This window comes from Brenneria roseae subsp. americana (assembly GCF_003115815.1).
Lineage (GTDB): Bacteria > Pseudomonadota > Gammaproteobacteria > Enterobacterales > Enterobacteriaceae > Brenneria > Brenneria roseae.
This window is the reverse complement of the sequence record NZ_QDKJ01000004.1, coordinates 110,581-129,394: the sequence shown is the minus strand read 5'-3', so window position 1 is coordinate 129,394 and position 18,814 is coordinate 110,581. Positions and strand designations below refer to the sequence as shown.

Below are 18,814 nucleotides of genomic sequence, written 5' to 3'. Positions count from 1 at the left end.
TATGCAACAAGCCCTCGAGCTGGTGCTTGCGTTTACCCGGCAACGTGATGAGGCCGGCCTGTGCGACTGGCTGTTGGACACGATACAGGCAGCCTGGCAGCCGCAAGGGATGCTTCTGGGGATGGTGGACGTCAGCGGCAGGCAGTTGACCTGTAGTGGACGGATACATAACACGCCGGTTTCGCTGATATTGGGGGTGGATGATTTCAGCCACCCGCTGTCCTTCGCGTTGCATAAAAATCAGGCGCGCACCTGGGATTCTCTTTATGGCGGCGCCCGGATTGAGCACCGTGAATTTCGCCAGATGCTGTTCTCTGCCGGCTCGTCCTGCGGACTGCATGCGCAGCCGCTGTTGTCGGACAGCGGCAAACCACTGGCGGTATTGGCGCTGCTGGATACGCCGGAACGGTTGCAGGCGCTGCATCGCAGCGGGAATTGCGGCCGTCTGGGGCAGGCGTTCTGTCGCCAGTTGGCGCTCCTGCGCGAACTGGTGTTCACGCAGCGGGAGCAGATGGCGCTGAGACATTCGCTACGTCAGATCAAGGATGAAGGCGTGCATCGGCGCGAACGGGAAAAGCGGGTGGAAAACACGCTGATAGGCCAGTCTGCGGTGGTGAAAGAGCTGCATCAGCAGATTTATCAGGCGGCGAATCATCGCCTTTCGGTACTGATCCAGGGGGAAACCGGCTCCGGTAAAGATGTGGTGGCGCGCCTGTTGCACCAGTGTTCGGATTGCGCCGACAAACCGTTCGTTGCAATCAATTGTGCCGCGATCCCCGAAAACCTGATTGAAAGCGAACTGTTTGGCTATCGGAAAGGGGCGTTTTCCGGTGCGCAAAGTAATAAGGTTGGGCTGGTGGAACAGGCCAATGGCGGCATCCTGTTTCTGGATGAAGTGGGTGACATGCCGCAGTCGATGCAGGCCAAGCTGCTGCGGGTACTGGAAACCCATAGCTTCCGCCCACTCGGCGCGGACAAGGAAAGCCATTCTGACTTCCGGCTGATTGCGGCCACTCACCAACCGCTGGAACAGCAGGTTTCCGAAGGCGTATTCCGTCAGGATCTCTACCATCGTCTCTGCCAGTGTCTGTTGCAGGTGGCGCCACTGCGTGAGCGCCCGGATGATATTCGCCTGCTGTGTGAACATTTCATCGTTCAGTTCTCCCATCAGCGCCAGAAACATGTCGGCCCCCTGAATCGTACTTTCCTCAGGCAACTGGTGGGGTATGACTTTCCCGGCAATGTGCGGGAACTACGGAATCTGCTGGAGGTCGCCTGCGCACATACGCCGGACGGGGAGCCGCTGTCGCTGGCGGCGTTGCCGCCGGAACTGCGCGACAGGCTTGTGGGCAGCACGGCGCAGACGCAGAACGATTTTCAACATGTTCATGATTTGCGTATTGCCACGCAGCAGTACGAGGCCGCCGTTATTGAGGCCCGCCTGCGTCAGTTTCAGGGCAACCGTCTGCTGGTGGCGGAAAGCCTCAACATTCCGAAACGCACGCTCGATCATAAATGCCAAAAACTGGAGGTGAACTGATGTTTCTGACGATGGTTCCGCTTCTTTTGGCGACGGCGGGCACTCCCGATCCCGCCTGGCGATCGCTGTGGGAACAGTGCCGTAATGAGACGGCGCCGGAAATTCGTCTGGCCTGCTACGACGCGCTGGGCCGTGAAGCCGAACGTTCGGGCGCGATCGCGTCGCAGGATGGTAAGACGGCGGCAGGCGGCGCTTTCCAACTCGAACGTGAAGCCGGCAGCGGCAATATGACGCTGACGCGTAAGTTGGCGGACGGCAATGTTCTGGTGATTAGCTGCGCCACGAATATCACGCACCTGAGGCTTATCCTCCGTCAACCCTGGACTGGGGAGGTGGTCACCTCACAGCTTGATGGCGTCACGGTTCCGGATAGCTGGTTTGTTCGCAACCGCGGGCAACTGCTGGAGTCCGGGCGCGGATTACCGGCGATTGACGCGTTAAAGCGCTGGATCGGACAGCGTGAACTGGTACTGAGCGGCGCTGACGGCAACGTTTTGCGTATTGAGCTTGCCGGACTGGGCGAGGCACTAAGGCCGCTGCGTCAGCAGTGTCGCTGGTAAAGGAGACGCGCATGCATTCACATCCCTGGTGTAAACGCCTGTTGACGCCGTTGCCTGATGAGATGTTGCGGGCGGCCGTGGCGGCTGACGATCCGCGGTGGGAAAAGGTGGAAACCGAGCTGGTCAAACTGGGGTCGCTGGCGCACAGCCAGGTGGACCTGAACGCGGTGGCGGGTTATTGCCTGACATTACTGGAAAGCCGAACCAAGGATATGCGGGTTCTGGTGCAACTGCTGCGCTGTCTGCAACATCCGGCGAAAGCGACGCCGTTGGCGACGGCAATGATGTTACTGGACGACTGGCTGGAACAGTATTGGGTGGTGGCCTGGCCGGCCAGCCCGGTACAGAAGCAGCGATTGATGATTCAGATTCTCCGGCGTTTCGAAAGCGCGCAACCCCGCATGGCGGAGAGCGCGTCCGGGGCTGAGTTGGAACAATTGCATCAGTTGGCGGAGCAGGTGGCGGAACGTTGGCGCAATCTGGCCGGCGACAAGGCCGGCTTGGTGGATGAACTGGTGCAGGGGTTCAAGCGCGCCCGGCAGCGTCAGCAGGCGCAGGAAGAGGCGAATCGGGGGACGACGCCGTCGTCTGCCGCGGCCGCCGGCCCCAGCCGGTCCACGGGGGCGGACAGCGTCAGCGAAAGCGTCGCCGTGCCAGCCGGTTCGGTGGAGATCAATTCCGCCGATGAGCGCGGCTGGCGGCAGACGCAGTTGAACGTAGCGACGCTGCTGGTTGAACGTCAGCCGGATGCGCCAATCGGCTACCGGTTGCGGCGTCATGCCATCTGGTCGGGTATTACCACTCCGCCGATGGCGTCCCGCGGTAATAAAACCCAGTTGGCGCCGGTCTCGCCCGATCGCGTGGATGAATATCACAGCGCGCTGGCACAGGCCGATCTGGCGTTGTGGGAACGTATTGAGCAAAGCCTGACGCTGGCGCCGTATTGGTTTGACGGCCATATGCTGTCGGCCTCGGTGGCGTCTCGGCTGGGTTATACCTCCATTGCCCATGCCATCGCCGAAGAGCTTTCCGCGTTTCTTCAGCGTGTTCCAGAACTGCGTGAATTGACGTTCAGCGATGGATCGCCATTTTTGACGGGCAAATGCAATCAGTGGCTGCAAGCCAGCCAGCCTGTTAGAGGCGGTGGTGCGCGACAGGACGATCTGGCGACGGAGGCCGCCGCCTGTCGGGATGAAAAAGGGATCGCCGCGGCGCTGTCGCTATTGGACGAGCGTATGCGTCGCCTGAAAGAGCCCCGCGATCGCTTCTATGCCGAGCTGGTGCTGGCGGATCTGCTGGCGGAAGACGGTATGAAGGCGTTGGCGGCACAGCACTATCAACACCTGTGGCAGGAGAGCCAGCTCTTGGGCCTGATGCAGTGGGAACCGGGTATGGTCAGCCGTGTGGAACGGCTGGCCGCGTCCCGCAAAAAATAAGACATTCGGAGTGAATGGTTACTTATGTTTAAAACAATCATAACCTTTCTGCGTAAGCAGTTGCCGAAACTGAAACCCTCCTGGCTGCTGTTGGGAATGGTTTTGTGGGTCGTGGTGCTGGTGCTGGCCTGGTGGCTGGGACCGCGATTGACATTGGGCGATGAGCGCCCGTTACAGGGAATCGGCGGACGGGTGGTTTTCACCCTGATCTGGCTGTGGCTTGCCTTCGCCTATAGCGCCTGGCGGGTATGGCGCCGCGTTCGGCAACTACGCGCGGAGCGTCATGACCAGCAGATCGTTGAGCAGGATCCGCTTCGGGTGTATGTCGATAGCCAGCAGACGTTCCTCGACCGCTGGCTGGAGACTTTCCAGCATCAACTGGGCAGAAAAGCGCTCTATGCCATGCCCTGGTATCTGACTATCGGGTTGGCGGGCAGCGGTAAAAGCAGCCTGATTCATCGCGCCAATCCGGCGAACAAACTGAACCCCAGACTGGATGCGGAACTGCGTGATGCCGCGGCGGGTCAGCAGGTTAGCAGTTGGGTCGGCGAGTCGGCGGTGGTTTGGGATCCCAGTGGGCAGTTACTCGCACAGCCTGAGCTGGAGGGCGACGCGTTGGGGCACCGCCATGCGCGGTTGTGGCAACACCTATTGCAATGGTTAAGTGAAAACCGCCGCCGTCAGCCTCTCAATGGTCTGGTGCTTACATTGGATATTTCCTGGCTGGCGCAGGCCGGCGTCGCAGAACGTAAAGCCTATGCGCAGGTGATGCGGGCGCGCTTGCAGGAAATTTCCGTGAACATCAATACGCGTCTGCCGCTGTATATCGCGCTGACCCGGCTGGATCTGCTGAGCGGATTCGATAAGGTCTACCGTCAACTGAATCGTGAAGCGCGTCAGGCTGTGCTCGGGGTGACGTTTACGCCGCAGGCCAGCCATGGCAAAGGCTGGCTGGAAGAGCTGGATTGTTTCTGGGATGAGTGGATCACGCACCTTAACGACAATCTGCCCGACATGCTGATGAGCCAATCAGACAGAAGCGTACGCAATACCCTGTTCGCGTTTGTCCGGCAGTTGGCGGGGCTGAAAGATTATGTTGCGGAAGTGCTGACGGAAATGCTGACGACGGGGGAGGAACAGGCGTTTCTGGTTCGTGGCGTTTACGCCAGTTCGGTTTATCAGCAGGGCGTGCCGTTCGATGCGTTTGCGCAGTCCGCTTCGCGGCGCTATCAACTGCCGGAGCCAATTAATACCGCGATGCGCGGTGAATCGACAACCTTCTTTGTGCAGCGCCTGTTCCCGGATGTCATCTTCCCGGAAGCGAGCCTGGCCGGGGAAAACCGTCTGCACAGCCTGTACCGCCGGCGTCGGCTGAGTATCGGTATCGGCTGCATGCTGGTCGCCGGTCTGGCGCTGATTGGCAGTTGGCACCATTTCTATCGCGTTAATGAAGAGGCCGGGCGTAACGTATTGACCAAGGCGCAGGCGTTCATCGGCACGAACGAGCTGGAAGGACAACCGGGCTATGGTTATCAGCAGTTACCACGTCTGAACCTGATTCGCGACGCCACGTTATCCTTTGGCAATTATCATGAGCGCACTCCGCTGCTGGCCGATCTCGGCCTGTATCAGGGCGATAAGATCGGGCCTTATGTTGAAGGCACCTATCTGCAAATGCTGAATCAACGCTTTTTACCGGCGGTGATGCAGGGGCTGCTGGAAGATTTGAATCAGGCGCCGGCCAACAGTGAGCAAAAACTGACGATTCTGCGCGTCATGCGGATGTTGGACGATGCTTCTGGACGCAACAGCGCGCTGGTAGAACAGTTTATGACGCAACGCTGGCAGCAGGCGTTCCCCGGTCGGGGACGGGTGCAGGAACAGCTGATGCAACATCTGGATTATGCTCTCGAGCATACCGACTGGCATCATTCCCGTGAGCAGAAAGATGCGATTGCCATCAGTACCTTCGAACCCTTCAAAGAGCCGATTGCGCTGGCCCAGCGCGAGCTCAGCAAGCTGCCGATGTATCAGCGTGTTTACCAGAGTCTGGTGATGAAGGCGACGCAGGTGCTGCCGCCGGATTTAGCGATCCACGACGAAGTGGGGCCCACGTTTGATCCGGTGTTTTCCCTGCGCAATGACAAGGCGGGAAGCATTCCGCGCCTGCTGACGTATCCGGGCTTCAGTGATTATTACCTCAAGCAGGATAAGGCGCTGCTGGAGTTGACGGCGCTGGATGCCTGGGTGCTGGGACAGCGTGAGCGGGCGCAATTCAGTGAAGCGGATCGCCGGGAAATTCTGCGTCAGGTGAATGACCGCTACATCACCGACTACATCAACCAGTGGCAGAAGGTGCTGGCCAACATTGATGTACAGGCGCTGGAAAGCCCGGAGCAGGCGCTGGACATCCTCACGGATATCACCGGCAACGATCAGCCGTTTCAGCGGGTGTTGACGACGGTGAGCGATAACACCCGGATTCGCAAGCTGGCCGACGATGATAACGATACGACGCAGAACATCAATACGCGCATCGGCCGTCCGTTTATGACCGTCAATGCGGCACTCAGCGGTCGCGGCGAGCAAGGCCCGCTGGTGCAAGAGGTCAATCAGAAACTGACCGACCTCTACCACTATCTTGATCAGATAGTGAATGCGACCGATCCAGGACAGGCGGCGCTGAAAGCGGTACAGGTTCGTCAAGGCAATAAATTTGCCGATCCGGTATTCGCGCTACAGCAGTATGCCCGTAATTTGCCAGCCCCGTTGGATCGCTGGGTAGGGCAACTGGCAAGCGAAAGCGCCAGTCTGGTTACCGGTCTGGCGATGTCGTCACTGAATCAGGAGTGGTTGGATAAAGTGGTGACGCCATTCAACGAGAAGCTGTCGGACCGTTATCCCTTCGATCCTTCCTCTGATAAAGATGTGCCGCTGTCGGAAATGGAACTGTTCTTCATGGCCGGCGGGACGCTGGACAGCTTCTATCAGAGCAACCTCAAGGCGATGCTGGAAGGCGGTATGCTGGAGGACGGCGGTGCCTCGTCGATACCGGCAGATCTGGTTAAACAGCTGGAGCGCGCCGAGCGTATTCGTCAGACCTTGTTTAATGCGCAAGGCAGTCTGGAAGTGCATTTCGTGCTGGAACCGCTGGAGCTGACGGCCAATAAACGTCGCAGCGTGTTGAACCTCGACGGTCAACTGCTGGAATACAGCCATGGCCGCCGCCAGAAGACGCCCCTGGTGTGGCCAAACAGCATGCGCGACGGCGCAGAAAGCAAGTTGACGCTGGTGCCGGACGATCGCGAGCGTTCACCGCGCAGTTTGAGCTACAGCGGGCCGTGGGCGATGTTCCGCCTGCTTAATAGCGATCAGCTTACGCAGGTTAACGAGAACACCTTCGATGTGCGTTTTTCATTGGAGCAGGGGGCGATGACGTATCGCGTTTATACCGATGCCAGCCATAACCCCTTTGCCGGCGGGCTGTTCAGCCAATTCAGGCTGCCTGACTCTCTCTATTAACCCGGAGGGAGTCTGATGAGGCTCCCGATTGCTGGATGACGCGATATGCAAGATGCACAACAGTCCCTGAAGGTGGGGCGGGATCCACGGATGTTGCCCGAGTATGAAGCGCTACGGGCGGAAATTAATAAGCTGAGTCATGCTTCTCGGCCGGATGTTGACTGGCGGCTGGTGCATGACATGGCGACCACCATCTTTGAAAAGCAGGGGGTGGATCTCCAGACCGCTATCTACTTTACGCTCGCGCGCTCGCGGTTGGCCGGATTGAATGGCTTTACCGAAAGCTGTGAATTTCTGGCGAACCTGATCGTAACGCAGTGGGATAACTTCTGGCCGCCCGTTCATCAGGAGCGGGCACGCATCGAAATGCTGGACTGGTTTATTGCCCGTATCAGCGAGGTTATTCGTCAGTACGCCATCAGTCATGAACACAAACGGCTGGTGTATCGCTGCGAACGCGCGTTGCAGCTGATGAGCGAAAAGTTGCATAACGCGGGGCTGAGCCGTATCCCTCGCGTGGAAAACCTGCTGCATTTCATTGAAGGCTATACCCATTTATTTGATGAAACCGAGATTGTGATTGTGTCGGACGAGCAGGCGCTGAAAAAGCAGGACATGCAGATCCCGCCAATGGTGTTTTTCCAGTCGGATATGGAACCTGCCGCCGCTCACGGTGGCGATCACTCAGCATCGGATCAGGCGCCTTTGCCTGTCGGCAGCATTCTCGTTGGGCGGGAGAAAGGTCAGATGAAGCCTACCGTATTGAAAATTGAAGCGCATCGGAAGCAAAAACCGGCCTGGTTCTGGTTCGTCTCCGGGCTTCTGACCTGTGCTCTGCCCGTAGCGGCCGTCGCAGGCTGGCAATATTGGCAGGGACAGGAAACGCAGGCGCAGGCGCTGCTGCAACAGCCTGCTTACGCGTTGCCGAGCGCGCCCGACCATAATGATATTCGTCGCGTGCGGATTGCGCTGGGCGAACAAAAGCTACAGGGCATGGAAAGTGAGTTGATCAACCGCTATCAGGCGCAACTGGAGCAGGTGACAAACGCATCGCCTTTCTATCTGTATCAGTATGGTGACGGATTGAAAAATGTCATGCAGCAGCTTTATCCGGACTCGCTGGCCGTGAAAGAGATGGAGCGCCAGTGGCAGCTTTCTCTGGATCGTCAGCAAGGGGATCAGCCGCGGATAACGGGCTATGAGCAGGCGCGCGCCAGCGTGAATGACACATTGCAGCAACTGCTTGAGCTTGAGCGTCAACGGCGCACCGTAACCATTTCGTATCTGAAATCAAAGCTCTATGACATGCAAAAAGAGCTGATATCGGATGTCCCGTTCACGATCCGCCTGCGGGAGCTTGAGGCTCGTAAAACGAAGCGTCAGCCGCTGACGCCGGCGGAATTACGCGGTATTGAGGATGAGCTGCGTTCATTCAATATTCGCCTGTATCGCTTGCAGCAAGGGGATGCCGCCCGTTGACGAACAGCATAGTGAATCAATTTCCCGCAACGCTGACGATGGATAATGACTGGCAGCAATAATATGATGAAATATAAGAGATTATTGACGGTATTGTCGACATGCTGGCTCGCGTCATGCCAGACGCCGGTGGCTTCAATGTCCGACGCCGAATTACTGGCTGCGGCGAATCGGGGAAATAGCGCCGCGCAGTATCAACTGGCGAAACAGTTTGCGGCTCGCGCGCATTATACCGAGGCCATGCAATGGATGCAGAAGGTGGGTGGGGCGTCAGCGCAGTCCGGCAGTCGGGACATTCGTGCTGTCGCCGCGCTTCAGGTCGGGGATTGGTATCAGGCCGGACTCGGCGAGCCAAAGAATCTCCCTCTTGCCCGTCAGTGGTGGACAACCTCCTCCCGTCTGGGAAATGGCGAGGCGGGATATCGGCTGGGTACGGATTGTCAGGCGCAGCATCAGGGCAAGCTGACCGTCAGCTGTCTTGATGCGTTTGAGACGGCTGCGTCAAATGGCTACTCTCCGGCGCAGCTCGTTGTGGCGCAGTGGCATGCCGCGCTCGCCGGTGGTGAAAAGGCGGCGGTAACGTGGCTGCATAAAGCGTCCGAACTCGGTAACCGGGACGCACAGTATCAACTGGCGCAGCGCTATGAGCAGGGTAACGGCGTTGTGATTCGACGCGATTTGGCTGAGCGCTGGTACTTTCGCGCCGCCACGCAGGGGCAACCACAAGCGCAGTTGTGGATGGCTCGTCATGAAGATGGCGAAAACGCGCTGAGCTGGTATCAGAAAGCGGCGTCATCAGGGGATGCCGACGCGCAACTATGGTTGAGTAAAGCGTACCGGGAAGGCAAGCGGTTGCCATGGGATGAGCAAAAAGCACGTTACTGGCTGGAGCGCGCCGCCGCTGGCGGATCGGGTGAGGCAAACTATTTGCTCAGTCAGTTGCAAACCAGCCACGAACAACGCGAGCATTATCTTGTGCAGGCATCGTCCGGCGGATATATCCTCGCCCAGCGTGAACTGGGTGATTGGCTGTTCAAGCGAAATGAGCTGGCCCGTGCGCGTGACGAATATGCCAAAGCCGCCGCGGCAGGGGATATCGACGCCCGACTGGCCTATGGCGAAATGTTGCGCTGGGGTCAGGGCGGCAAAGAGGATTATGCCGAAGCGTTGAAGCAATATCGTCTGGCCGCCCACGGCGGTAATCGGATGGCGCAATATCGTATGGGCATCATGCGTCAGGATGGGCTTGGCGCTTCCCGTAATCGTATTCATGCTTACGCCTGGTACTCCATGGCGGCGACCGAGGGGATGATTGAAGCCATTCATGCCCGTAACGATCTGGAAGCGACGATGCAGCCTGATGAAATCAAAGCCGGGCAGCGGCTCGCCATGCATTGGTCATCGGGAAAAACAGAATAACGCCCGCAACGCGTCTTGCTGACGTTAACACCATATTGGGGGCATATTATTAGAAATAAAGCTTATTAGAAATAAAGAATTAGAAATAAAAAATTAGAAATAAAAAATTAGAAATAAAAAATTAGAAATAAAAACGCCATGGATTTCCGTGGAACCCATGGCGTTAAAGTCGGCTCCCTAAAAGGGGCCGTGTTAATTTTTTTAACCTGCCATGTCGCGACGCTTTATGCCGGGATAAGACGCTTCGCCTTCAGCCGCTCGAACAGATCGAAAAACGCATCCGGCGTGCTTTGATAATCGAGGAATCCGGCCTTGCGGCTCTTCGTCATGTCAGTCACGACCTCCATCGGACGTCCGAGATCGGCATCCGTGTGCCACCACGACGCCAACCGTTCGATGTGTGATTCCCTCAGTTGATGCTGCGCCGCGATATCGGCCCATTGACGCGCGGCGTCCTGCATCCGGCCTTCCAGCGGACGCATTACGCCGTCAAATGGCGCGGCTTCGATGCCGAAGTAATCGGCCAACTGCGACCACATCGATTTCCAGCGAAAGATGTCGCCGTTCACCACGTTAAAATCCTGGTTTTTCGCCTGCTCGCTGGTCGATGCCCACTCCAGGTGTCGTGCGAGCAGGCGCGCATCGGTCATGTCCGTGAGGCCGTTCCACTGCGCCGCCGATCCTGGGAAGACGAAGGGTTGATTGGTGTATTTACATAGCGTGGCGTAAACGGCCAGCGTCTGCCCCATGTTCATTGCGTTGCCGAGCGCGAACCCGATAACCGTATGCGGGCGATGCACGCTCCAGGTGAAGCCGTAGCGGTTGGCCGCTTCGAAAAGCCGGTCTTCCTGCTCGTAGTAGAAATTCTCCACCGGCTGACGGCCCTGTTCCTCGCGAAACGGCGTGACCGGCACGGCTCCCGATGCATAGGCCTCGAACGGGCCGAGATAGTGTTTCAGACCGGTTACCAGCGCCGCGTGCTTTAGTGACGAGGTGCGTCCGAGCGGTTCGAGGACGTTGCGGACCATCGCGCCGTTGACGCGGATATTGTCCTTTTCGGTTGCCTGTCTCGACCACGCGGTAAGGAACACATGGCTGATGTCCAGCCCTGCCACCGCGGTTGCGACGGACTCGCTATCCGTAAGGTCGGCGATGACCGGATGACAGCCCGGCACCACCGCGTTACGCCCGCGCGACAACCCGTAAACCGTCCAGCCGCGCGCAAGAAGATGTTCCGCCAGTGCGCCGCCGATGATGCCGCTGGCGCCGACGATAAGTGCTTTGTTGCTCATGCAATGACTCCCGCTCTGGATCATGTGGACTTCATACTATGTGCCCATCATACTGAAGACAATATTTCCCGGACACGATAAGATTTCCATCAATTGAAGAATATAATTCATCAATCACCCGCGGCTTTTCCTACCGAGCGGCTCAAAGGCATCGTCCCGTTTGTTTGTGCCGCCGATGCCGGCAGCTTCACAGCGGCCGCGCAGCAGCTGAATCTCACCAGCTCTGCCGTGAGCAAAAGCGTGGCCCGGCTCGAGAGTCGTCTGGGCGTGGTGCTGTTCGAGCGAACGACACGCAGTCTGAAACTCACTGACGCCGGACGCGCCTACTACGAAACCTGCACGAAGATCCTCGAGGCGCTCACCGAAACGGAGGCCACGCTCGCCGCGCAAAGGCGAGAACCAATGGGCACCGTCCGCGTGGCGTTACCCGCATCGTTTGGACGGCTCCGCGTGATGCCGGTGCTGCTCCGCTTTTCCACGTTGTATCCGGATGTTCGTCCGCACCTGACGTTCTCCGATCGTTTCGTCGATTTCTCAGAGGAAGGCATCGATCTGGCCGTACGCATCGGCGGCCCGTCACACTTTCCGCCCTCGCTCGCACAGCGCTACCTCGGCAGCGAGCGTCTGATTTTCTGCGCGGCGCCGGGCTATCTTGAACGATGCGGCATGCCTGCCACGATTGAGCAATTGCAGGAGTACGATTGCATCGCCTACGGTCGGCCCGACGGTACGCAGTCTCCCTGGTTATATGCGTCTGGCAACGACGAGGTCGGCCAATGTTTCGTGCGCCCGCGTATTGTCGCCAGCGATGCCGAAGCCCAGCTCGCTTACGTGCGCGAGGGATTGGGCATCGCTCAGCTTGCGACCTGGCTGGTGCAGGATGATTTGCGCGCCGGCAGCCTTGTGGAGATCATGGCAGAACGGGCGACCGACGGGCTGCCACTCCATCTGCTATGGCCGGTTGCACGGCAGCTGACGCCGAAGGTTAATGTTCTGGCGCAGTTGCTTGAGACTCACTTGCGTATTCGGTGAATGCGCCAATTGCTCGGCAATATAATCGATAAAGGCGCGCAGCCACGGCGTGCAGGCTGCATTTAGAGGAGCGGCATGACTGGAAACGGCTGTTTGTCAGTATCGGCTAGCGGTACATAGCGACGTGCCCGACAACGCCACGGATCATGTGTTGGTGTTGAGACTTTTTTTTGCCCAATCACATAATGTTGACTACGTTGTGGTTACCGCAATCCGGACGACGGGGCATCCCGTCGAATCATGATTCACCAATGGAGTATCCGTATATGAAAATCGATCTATCTGGTAAGACCGCATTGATCACCGCTTCCACCGCAGGCATCGGGTTGGCGATTGCCCAGGGGCTGGCCGAATGCGGCGCCCGTGTGTTACTCAACGGCCGTAGCGCCGATAGCGTAGCCAGGGCGAAAGATAAGCTGATCGCCTTATATCCGCAGGCTCAGATCGGCGGCATTGCCGCCGATCTGAGCGCAAGCTCTGGCGTAGAAAAGCTGATCGCTGAGCTACCCGATATCGACATCCTGGTCAACAACGCCGGGATCTACGGTCCGCAGGATTTTTTTGATACCGATGACGCGACCTGGGAACGCTATTGGCAGACAAATGTGATGTCAGGCGTGCGGCTGGCGCGTGCGTTACTGCCGGCTATGATAGCTAAAGGCTGGGGGCGGGTGGTGTTCATCTCATCAGAATCGGCGCGTAATATCCCGGCCGATATGATTCATTATGGTGTAACCAAGACCGCACAGCTGTCGCTTTCCCGCGGACTTGCCAAGCGGGTGGCCGGCAGCGGTGTGACGGTTAATAGCGTATTGCCGGGACCGACCCTTTCCGACGGTTTTGCCGATATGATGGCGGAAGAGGTGGAGCGCAGTGGAAAGCCGCTGGAGACGTTGGCGCGCGAATTCGTCATGACCCATCGCCCCAGTTCTGTTATCCAGCGCGCGGCTTCGGTCGAGGAAGTGGCCAATATGGTGGTCTATGTCTGTTCCCGGCAGGCCTCGGCGACCTCTGGCGCCGCGCTGCGTGTGGATGGCGGCGTCATTGACGATATCGTCTGACCGGGGAGTCTCATCCGTCAGGTTTTTAGTTTCTTGAGTAACAGGTATTGCCGACCGCGATACAGCACCAACGCGAACAATATCAGGATACAGCCCAGCGCCTTCTGTGCGGGCATCTTTTCTCCATACCAGAGGGCGGAGAGCAGGACGGTCCATACCGGCTCCAATACCATGATGATGGCAGCATTGGCCACGCTGGTTCTTTTTTGACCGGCTATTTGCAATAAAAAACGTATCGAAGTGGCGAGAATCGCACTGGATACGAACCACAGCCAAATGTTGCCGTCAATCGTGGCGGGCCATATTTCATAGCCCCCTGAAATTATCAAGCCGCAGGTTCCGGTACAAAAAAGCTGAATGCAGGTTAAAGGCAGCACGGGTATTGTTCGCGCATAGCGGCTATTGACACAAAAATACACCGCCTGAGCTAACGCTGCGCCAAGAAACCAACACTGGCTGACAGAGACCTGCCAGCCTTGCGTTAACGTCAGTAAGGCCAGCCCTATCATCGCCAGAGGCAGGGATTCCCAAAAAGGACGTGATGGCGATTGTCTGAACATGGCCCAGGCGACGAGTGGCACAAACAGCATGGACAGGCTCATGATAAAGGCGCCTTCCCCCAGGGCGTTACTGAGCGATACCGCATAGATCCACAGTAATATTGACAGCGCCTGCAAACAGCCCACACCGATGATGCCGGGAATGCTTGATAAGGGGAGATGGTTTTGCCGCTGAAAACAAAAAGGCAGCAGGAATATGCCTGCGAGTAAAAAACGCAGGCCGATAAAGCCAAATGTGGGCATTCCCCGGAGAGACTCCTTGGAGAAAATCCATCCAAAACTGGCTATTAGTGTCGTCGCCACTAATAGCAAATCCGCGCGCCGTTGTTGGCTTAACATTATGTGTTTGACCGCTTCAAAAGAGTGTTCTAATTATCCTGATCTTTTTTTCAAAAAAAAGCATGAATTAAATTCTAAATAGCTGCCGGCTCTACCCTGAGATGAACGGTTTAGCAAGCCCGGCAGGCGCGGTAGTTAATTTAAATCGTGGAATATGAAAAATGCAGAGCCTTCCGCTTTTTAAGTACGATACTACGCGGTATTTTTTTCTGTATGTCGGTCAAATAGAGAGTAAGAGTGTAATGAAATCAATCATGAGTGCCGGTGGTTTGGCAATTTTTATGCTGGCAGGCTACGTTCAGGCGGCAAGTTTGCAGGATTCGCTTTCCAGTGCGGTTGGCCAATTAGGTCAGAATAGTTCTTCATCTGGAGGCCTGAGTGGATTGACGGGGCTGCTCAATGGCGGCAATCAGACGCTGAGCGCGGGCAATATGAACAACGCTGCTGGGATTCTGCAATACTGTGTGAAGCAAAAACTGGTTTCAGCAACCAATACAGAAAACATCAAAAACCAATTGTGGGATAAGCTTGGCCTTACTTCCCAGCAGGAAACACAACAACAGACCGACTATACGCAAGGGCTGGCCGGTCTTCTGAATACCAGCGATGGCAAGCTGTTGAACCTGAATAATATCGGGAATACTCCCTTGGCCGAGAAGGTTAAAACCAAGGCGTGTGATCTGGTATTAAAACAAAGTGTAAATTTTATTTCCTGATCAATGTCCTCTTTTTAAGGGCCGGCGGTGATGACCAGACGTTCGTCACTACGTCATCTTATCAACGATATGATCTCAGTAAAGAATGCAAGCCCGGTTGGTTACTGGCTCATATTTAACATGGTACGGACATTACGTGCACTGGTTGCAATAATATCAATTGCGCCGGTGCGCAACGCACCCATAATCGCCATTGCTTTGGTATTTTCAGAAGCGATGGCGATGACGCAGGGGATCTGTCTCAGCTCTTCAACACTCAGGCCAATCACGCGGTTATCCATGACGGTGTTCACATGTTCCCCTCGGGAATTGAAGAAATCGTAACCGGCAATATCGCCGATGACACCCTGAGTAAGACTGGCATCGTTAATCTCCTGCGGAGTGAACCAGCCCAGCTTCACCATATAGCTTTCTTCATTCATGTCGCCAATGCCCACCAGAGCGATATCGGCTTTGCGCGCGCGGTCGAGCGTTTCCTTAATGGTGCCGTTTTGCAGCAGCAACTCTTTTAACCGAATGTTCTCAACGTAGGCCGGGGCGTACAGTGATTCGCTACTACCGCCAAACTTTTTCGCCAGAAGGCGGCTGATATGGTCGGCGTTGATGATATCGCCTGGCCGGTGAGTGCCGCCGATGCCGCAGATGAAGCGGCAATCGCGCTCCTGGATGGTGCCGGAAAACTCCGCCACCGCAGCTACATTGCGGCCCTGTCCAACCGCCACCACGACATTATCTTTCAACATATTATTGAGATGGCTTGATACCAGCGTGGCAACCTGACGACGCTGATCTTCTTCGTCGTTATGGTCCAGCGCGATAAGCGCGCGGGTGATGGGAAAGCGTTCTTTTAGCTGCTTTTCGAGTTGTGTACTGAAAATCGGGTGGTAACGGACGTTGATCTCGACAATCCCTTCTTCTTTTGCTCGTTTTAGCAAGCGTCCGACCTTAATACGGGAAAAACCAAATTTATTGGCAATCTCCTCCTGCGTCACCTCATCACAGTAGTAGGCGACAGCAATCTCGGTGAGTAACTCATATTCCCGGGACGCGCTCGATTTTTCCATGCGGCTGCTTTCTCCATGCAGTAGATTAATGTTTAGGGCGTGAACATTTGCTGAAAGTATATCAGAAATGTTTTTGCCTCAAGCACGGTAAGCGCGACGGGGCTGGCATGTTGCCCCGTCACATGCATCAGAAACGTAAATCAGTTTCCTGAGTGGCTGGTGATGATTTTCTGCGCCTCTTCAAGAATCGACGCGAAGGCCTGAGGCTGGTGTGCGAAACGTCCGAGGAAAACCCCGTCAACATCTGGCCACAGACGGCTCAACAAGCCGGGGCCAGCGCTTCCTCCGTAGATAACCTGAAACTGTGGGCCGTAATGTTGATGCAAATGCGCGCGCAACGCCTTACAGACATGCCGAATATATTCATCGCTGGCGGGGTGCGGCGCGCCAATGGCCCATTGCGGCTCCCAGGCGAAAATCGCCGGGGGCAGGGGCGTCTCCCCGCGATGCGCCAGCAGCTCCTGCGTCTGGTTAATGGCGAAAATGGCGGCATCTTCGGCGCTCATTTGCCGATCTTCACCGATACAAATGACCGGGGTGAGATAACTTGCAAAGGCCATATCAATTTTCTGATTGATGATTTCCGTTGTTTCGCCGAAATGGCGGCGACGCTCGGCATGACCAAGTTCTACATAGCGGCAGCCCATTTCCTGCAACATCGCCGCACTGGTCTCGCCAGTCCATGCGCCGGGTGGGGCAGCGCAGATATTCTGCGCCCCCGTTGCCATAGTCGTTCCGGTAAAGTATTGCAGCGTCGCCGCCACCGCAGGCATGGCGGGAAAGGTGAACAGCTGCAATTGCGTGGTCAACTCTGCCGGTTGCCGGCGCAATATGTCAGCGACCTGCCGGCACCAGTTCTGCGTTTGCCGGTAGCCAAAATAGGTTTTATGACTGGTGCCGATGACCAGATTCAGGGACATACGTTCTCCCGGGTCTCTTCTGTTTCGGTTTTATCGGTCATACAGGTGCTCACTGTGGTGATGATCATCGCCAGCGATACCGCGCCGGCATCCGGCGTACCGAGACTGCGCTCCGCCAGTGGACGTGCGCGGCCAATTTTAGGTAACAGCTGTGCGGTATCTTTCGCGCTCTGCTGTGCCACCTGATCAGCTTTGCGCCAGGCGTCCGTGAGGGATAATCCTTCGTCGGCCGCAGCACTCAGCGCCTGGCTAAAGGGGTGCAGCACATCGACCAGCGTTTTGTCGCCAGGCTTGGCTTTGCCAAAGTGCATCACCCCGGAGCAAGCCTGTGATACCGCCAGCGCAACCTGCGCGGCATCCGGTTTTTCGTTGTTTCCGATAGTGATGCCCAGCGTATTCAGGATAACGCCCCAGATTGCTCCGGACGTACCGCCAGCTTCATCTGCCCAGGCGTCAGCGGCGAATTGCAGTAAAGTACCGGCTCCGGCGCCTTGTTCCAGCGCATTTTTTGCGGCGACGCGCGCGGCGACAACCCCGCGTTCCATACCGATGCCGTGGTCGCCATCGCCGGCCACGGCGTCAATGCGCCCCAGCTCTTCGGCATGATCAATAACGGTTTGCGCCACGGCGTCAATCATCTTCATGACCTTGACGGCGGCTTCTCTCGATGCCGGGCTGCCCTGCGGAATTTTTACCGCGCCGCTTTGTTCCAACTGTAACGGATCGAGCGGTTTGTGCGGCAGTACGGAACCGCGGCTAAAGGCTGGCGTAGTGGCGGGAGCGAGCCACAGGGCTTCCAGCTCGTCATCAAACCAGACGAAAGTCATCGACATCCCGGCCATATTGAAACTGGTGACAAACTCGCCGATCTGGACATCGGCAATCACCACTTCCGCATCCTGTAACCGCTGTTGAACGTCATGCCAGAATACGAACAATTCTTCATATTTGACCGAGCCAAGGCCGTTAATAATCACGCCCAGGCGCGCGCCTTTGGTTTGTGAGATGGCTTGCGGGCGCTCTTCCAGCAGGGCGCTGGTCAGCATACGCGCCAGTTCGCCCGACGATACGGTGTCCAGTTCGCTGATGCCCGGTTCGCCATGAATCCCCATGCCGAAGCCCATTTTCCCTTCCGGAACGGTGAATAACGGATGTTCCGCGCCGGGGAAGGTGCAGCCGCTAAAAGCCAGACCCAGTGAGCGGGTTTGTTCATTGGCGCGGCGGGAGATGGCCAGTACATCGGCCAGTGAATCACCGCGTTCAGCCGCTGCCGCAGCGGCTTTAAACACCACCAGATCCCCGGCCACGCCGCGACGTTTCTCTTTTTCGGCGAGAGGCGCGCTGGAAATATCATCGGTGATGGCGATGGTTTCGCAGGGAATGCCTTCGGCGCGTAAACGTTCACAGGCCAGACCGAAATGCAGCACATCACCGGCATAGTTGCCGAACATCAACAGTACGCCGCCGCCGTTGTTGGCGGCGCGCGCAACGGAGCAGATTTGCTGGGCGGAAGGAGAGGCGAAAAGATTGCCCATCGCCGCACCGTGGGCCAGCCCCTGACCTACCAGTCCGGCGAACGCGGGATAATGTCCTGACCCGCCGCCTACGACGATAGCGACGCTGCCCGGTTTACTTTGCGTGTTACGCACCACGCCGCCAGGAACCTGCCGCACCATTGAGGCATGCGCACTGACAAATCCCGCCACCATTTCTTTCGCGAAGTCTGACGGTCGGTTAAAAATCCAGGTCATTTTTTCTTCTCCAGATGATTTGCATTTATTACCCCAGCCGCCATTTTCTGGCCTTTGTATAACCATCACAAATGAACGCTAGCAGATCACTTGAATCAATCAAATGTTCAGTGGGTGGATTTG

General features: G+C 56.9%; 14 protein-coding genes and 1 pseudogene. 10 read left to right on the top strand and 5 right to left on the bottom strand.

All coding sequences use genetic code 11. The features are described 5' to 3' along the window. Window position 1 precedes the first annotated feature (1 nt). The 6 genes from B4923_RS06465 to B4923_RS06440 all read left to right on the top strand — a co-directional run bounded on the left by B4923_RS06465 (window position 2) and on the right by B4923_RS06440 (window position 9,956). A complete protein-coding gene (locus tag B4923_RS06465) occupies window positions 2-1,540 on the top strand; it encodes a sigma-54 interaction domain-containing protein (protein ID WP_109053538.1) in 1,539 nt (512 codons plus the stop codon). Further along, a complete protein-coding gene (gene vasI, locus B4923_RS06460) occupies window positions 1,540-2,100 on the top strand; it encodes a type VI secretion system-associated protein VasI (RefSeq protein WP_109053537.1) in 561 nt (186 codons plus the stop codon). The genes B4923_RS06465 and vasI overlap by 1 nt, the downstream gene beginning before the upstream one ends. An 11-nt stretch (window positions 2,101-2,111) precedes the next feature. Then, the gene (gene tssA, locus B4923_RS06455; protein WP_109053536.1) at window positions 2,112-3,536 is read left to right on the top strand and encodes a type VI secretion system protein TssA; all 1,425 of its coding nucleotides are present in this window, start codon (window positions 2,112-2,114) and stop codon (window positions 3,534-3,536) included. 24 nt (window positions 3,537-3,560) lie between these two features. Next, on the top strand, window positions 3,561-7,058 hold the full coding sequence (gene tssM / locus B4923_RS06450) for a type VI secretion system membrane subunit TssM (protein WP_109053535.1): 3,498 nt from the start codon (window positions 3,561-3,563) through the stop codon (window positions 7,056-7,058). 45 nt (window positions 7,059-7,103) lie between these two features. Further along, on the top strand, window positions 7,104-8,537 hold the full coding sequence (locus tag B4923_RS06445) for a VasL domain-containing protein (RefSeq protein WP_109053534.1): 1,434 nt from the start codon (window positions 7,104-7,106) through the stop codon (window positions 8,535-8,537). Between the two features lie 63 nt (window positions 8,538-8,600). After that, complete coding sequence (locus B4923_RS06440; RefSeq protein WP_109053715.1) at window positions 8,601-9,956, top strand: tetratricopeptide repeat protein; 1,356 nt, start codon at window positions 8,601-8,603, stop codon at window positions 9,954-9,956. Between the two features lie 224 nt (window positions 9,957-10,180). Here the strand turns inward: B4923_RS06440 and B4923_RS06435 are convergent, their stop codons facing one another. Beyond that, complete coding sequence (locus B4923_RS06435) at window positions 10,181-11,248, bottom strand: SDR family oxidoreductase (RefSeq protein ID WP_109053533.1); 1,068 nt, start codon at window positions 11,246-11,248, stop codon at window positions 10,181-10,183. Window positions 11,249-11,341: 93 nt separating this feature from the next. On the opposite strand from B4923_RS06435, the pseudogene B4923_RS21255 reads away from it, so the two are divergent. The 3 genes and pseudogenes from B4923_RS21255 to B4923_RS06425 all read left to right on the top strand — a co-directional run. Then, a pseudogene (locus B4923_RS21255) lies at window positions 11,342-11,557 on the top strand (helix-turn-helix domain-containing protein); the annotation flags it as partial. A gap of 93 nt (window positions 11,558-11,650) precedes the next feature. Beyond that, window positions 11,651-12,280 carry a LysR substrate-binding domain-containing protein gene (locus tag B4923_RS06430; protein WP_342752512.1) on the top strand — a complete coding sequence of 210 codons (630 nt, stop codon included), beginning with the start codon at window positions 11,651-11,653 and terminating at the stop codon, window positions 12,278-12,280. A gap of 266 nt (window positions 12,281-12,546) precedes the next feature. Beyond that, the gene (locus B4923_RS06425; RefSeq protein ID WP_109053532.1) at window positions 12,547-13,341 is read left to right on the top strand and encodes an SDR family NAD(P)-dependent oxidoreductase; all 795 of its coding nucleotides are present in this window, start codon (window positions 12,547-12,549) and stop codon (window positions 13,339-13,341) included. A gap of 17 nt (window positions 13,342-13,358) precedes the next feature. Here the strand turns inward: B4923_RS06425 and B4923_RS06420 are convergent, their stop codons facing one another. Beyond that, the gene (locus tag B4923_RS06420) at window positions 13,359-14,240 is read right to left on the bottom strand and encodes a DMT family transporter (RefSeq protein ID WP_109053531.1); all 882 of its coding nucleotides are present in this window, start codon (window positions 14,238-14,240) and stop codon (window positions 13,359-13,361) included. 242 nt (window positions 14,241-14,482) lie between these two features. Between B4923_RS06420 and B4923_RS06415 the strand changes: the two genes are divergently transcribed. Then, window positions 14,483-14,956 (top strand): YjjA family protein, encoded by a 474-nt coding sequence (locus tag B4923_RS06415; RefSeq protein ID WP_109053530.1) that lies wholly within the window; start codon window positions 14,483-14,485, stop codon window positions 14,954-14,956. 101 nt (window positions 14,957-15,057) lie between these two features. Here B4923_RS06415 and B4923_RS06410 read toward each other — a convergent pair whose 3' ends face one another. The 3 genes from B4923_RS06410 to B4923_RS06400 all read right to left on the bottom strand — a co-directional run bounded on the left by B4923_RS06410 (window position 15,058) and on the right by B4923_RS06400 (window position 18,691). Continuing rightward, the gene (locus B4923_RS06410; RefSeq protein ID WP_109053529.1) at window positions 15,058-16,020 is read right to left on the bottom strand and encodes a sugar-binding transcriptional regulator; all 963 of its coding nucleotides are present in this window, start codon (window positions 16,018-16,020) and stop codon (window positions 15,058-15,060) included. A gap of 140 nt (window positions 16,021-16,160) precedes the next feature. Then, a complete protein-coding gene (locus tag B4923_RS06405; protein WP_109053528.1) occupies window positions 16,161-16,940 on the bottom strand; it encodes a triose-phosphate isomerase family protein in 780 nt (259 codons plus the stop codon). Next, entirely contained in the window at window positions 16,931-18,691 is a 1,761-nt protein-coding gene (locus tag B4923_RS06400) for a dihydroxyacetone kinase family protein (protein ID WP_109053527.1), read from the bottom strand. Before B4923_RS06400 ends, B4923_RS06405 begins: the two co-directional genes overlap by 10 nt. Window positions 18,692-18,814 lie beyond the last annotated feature (123 nt).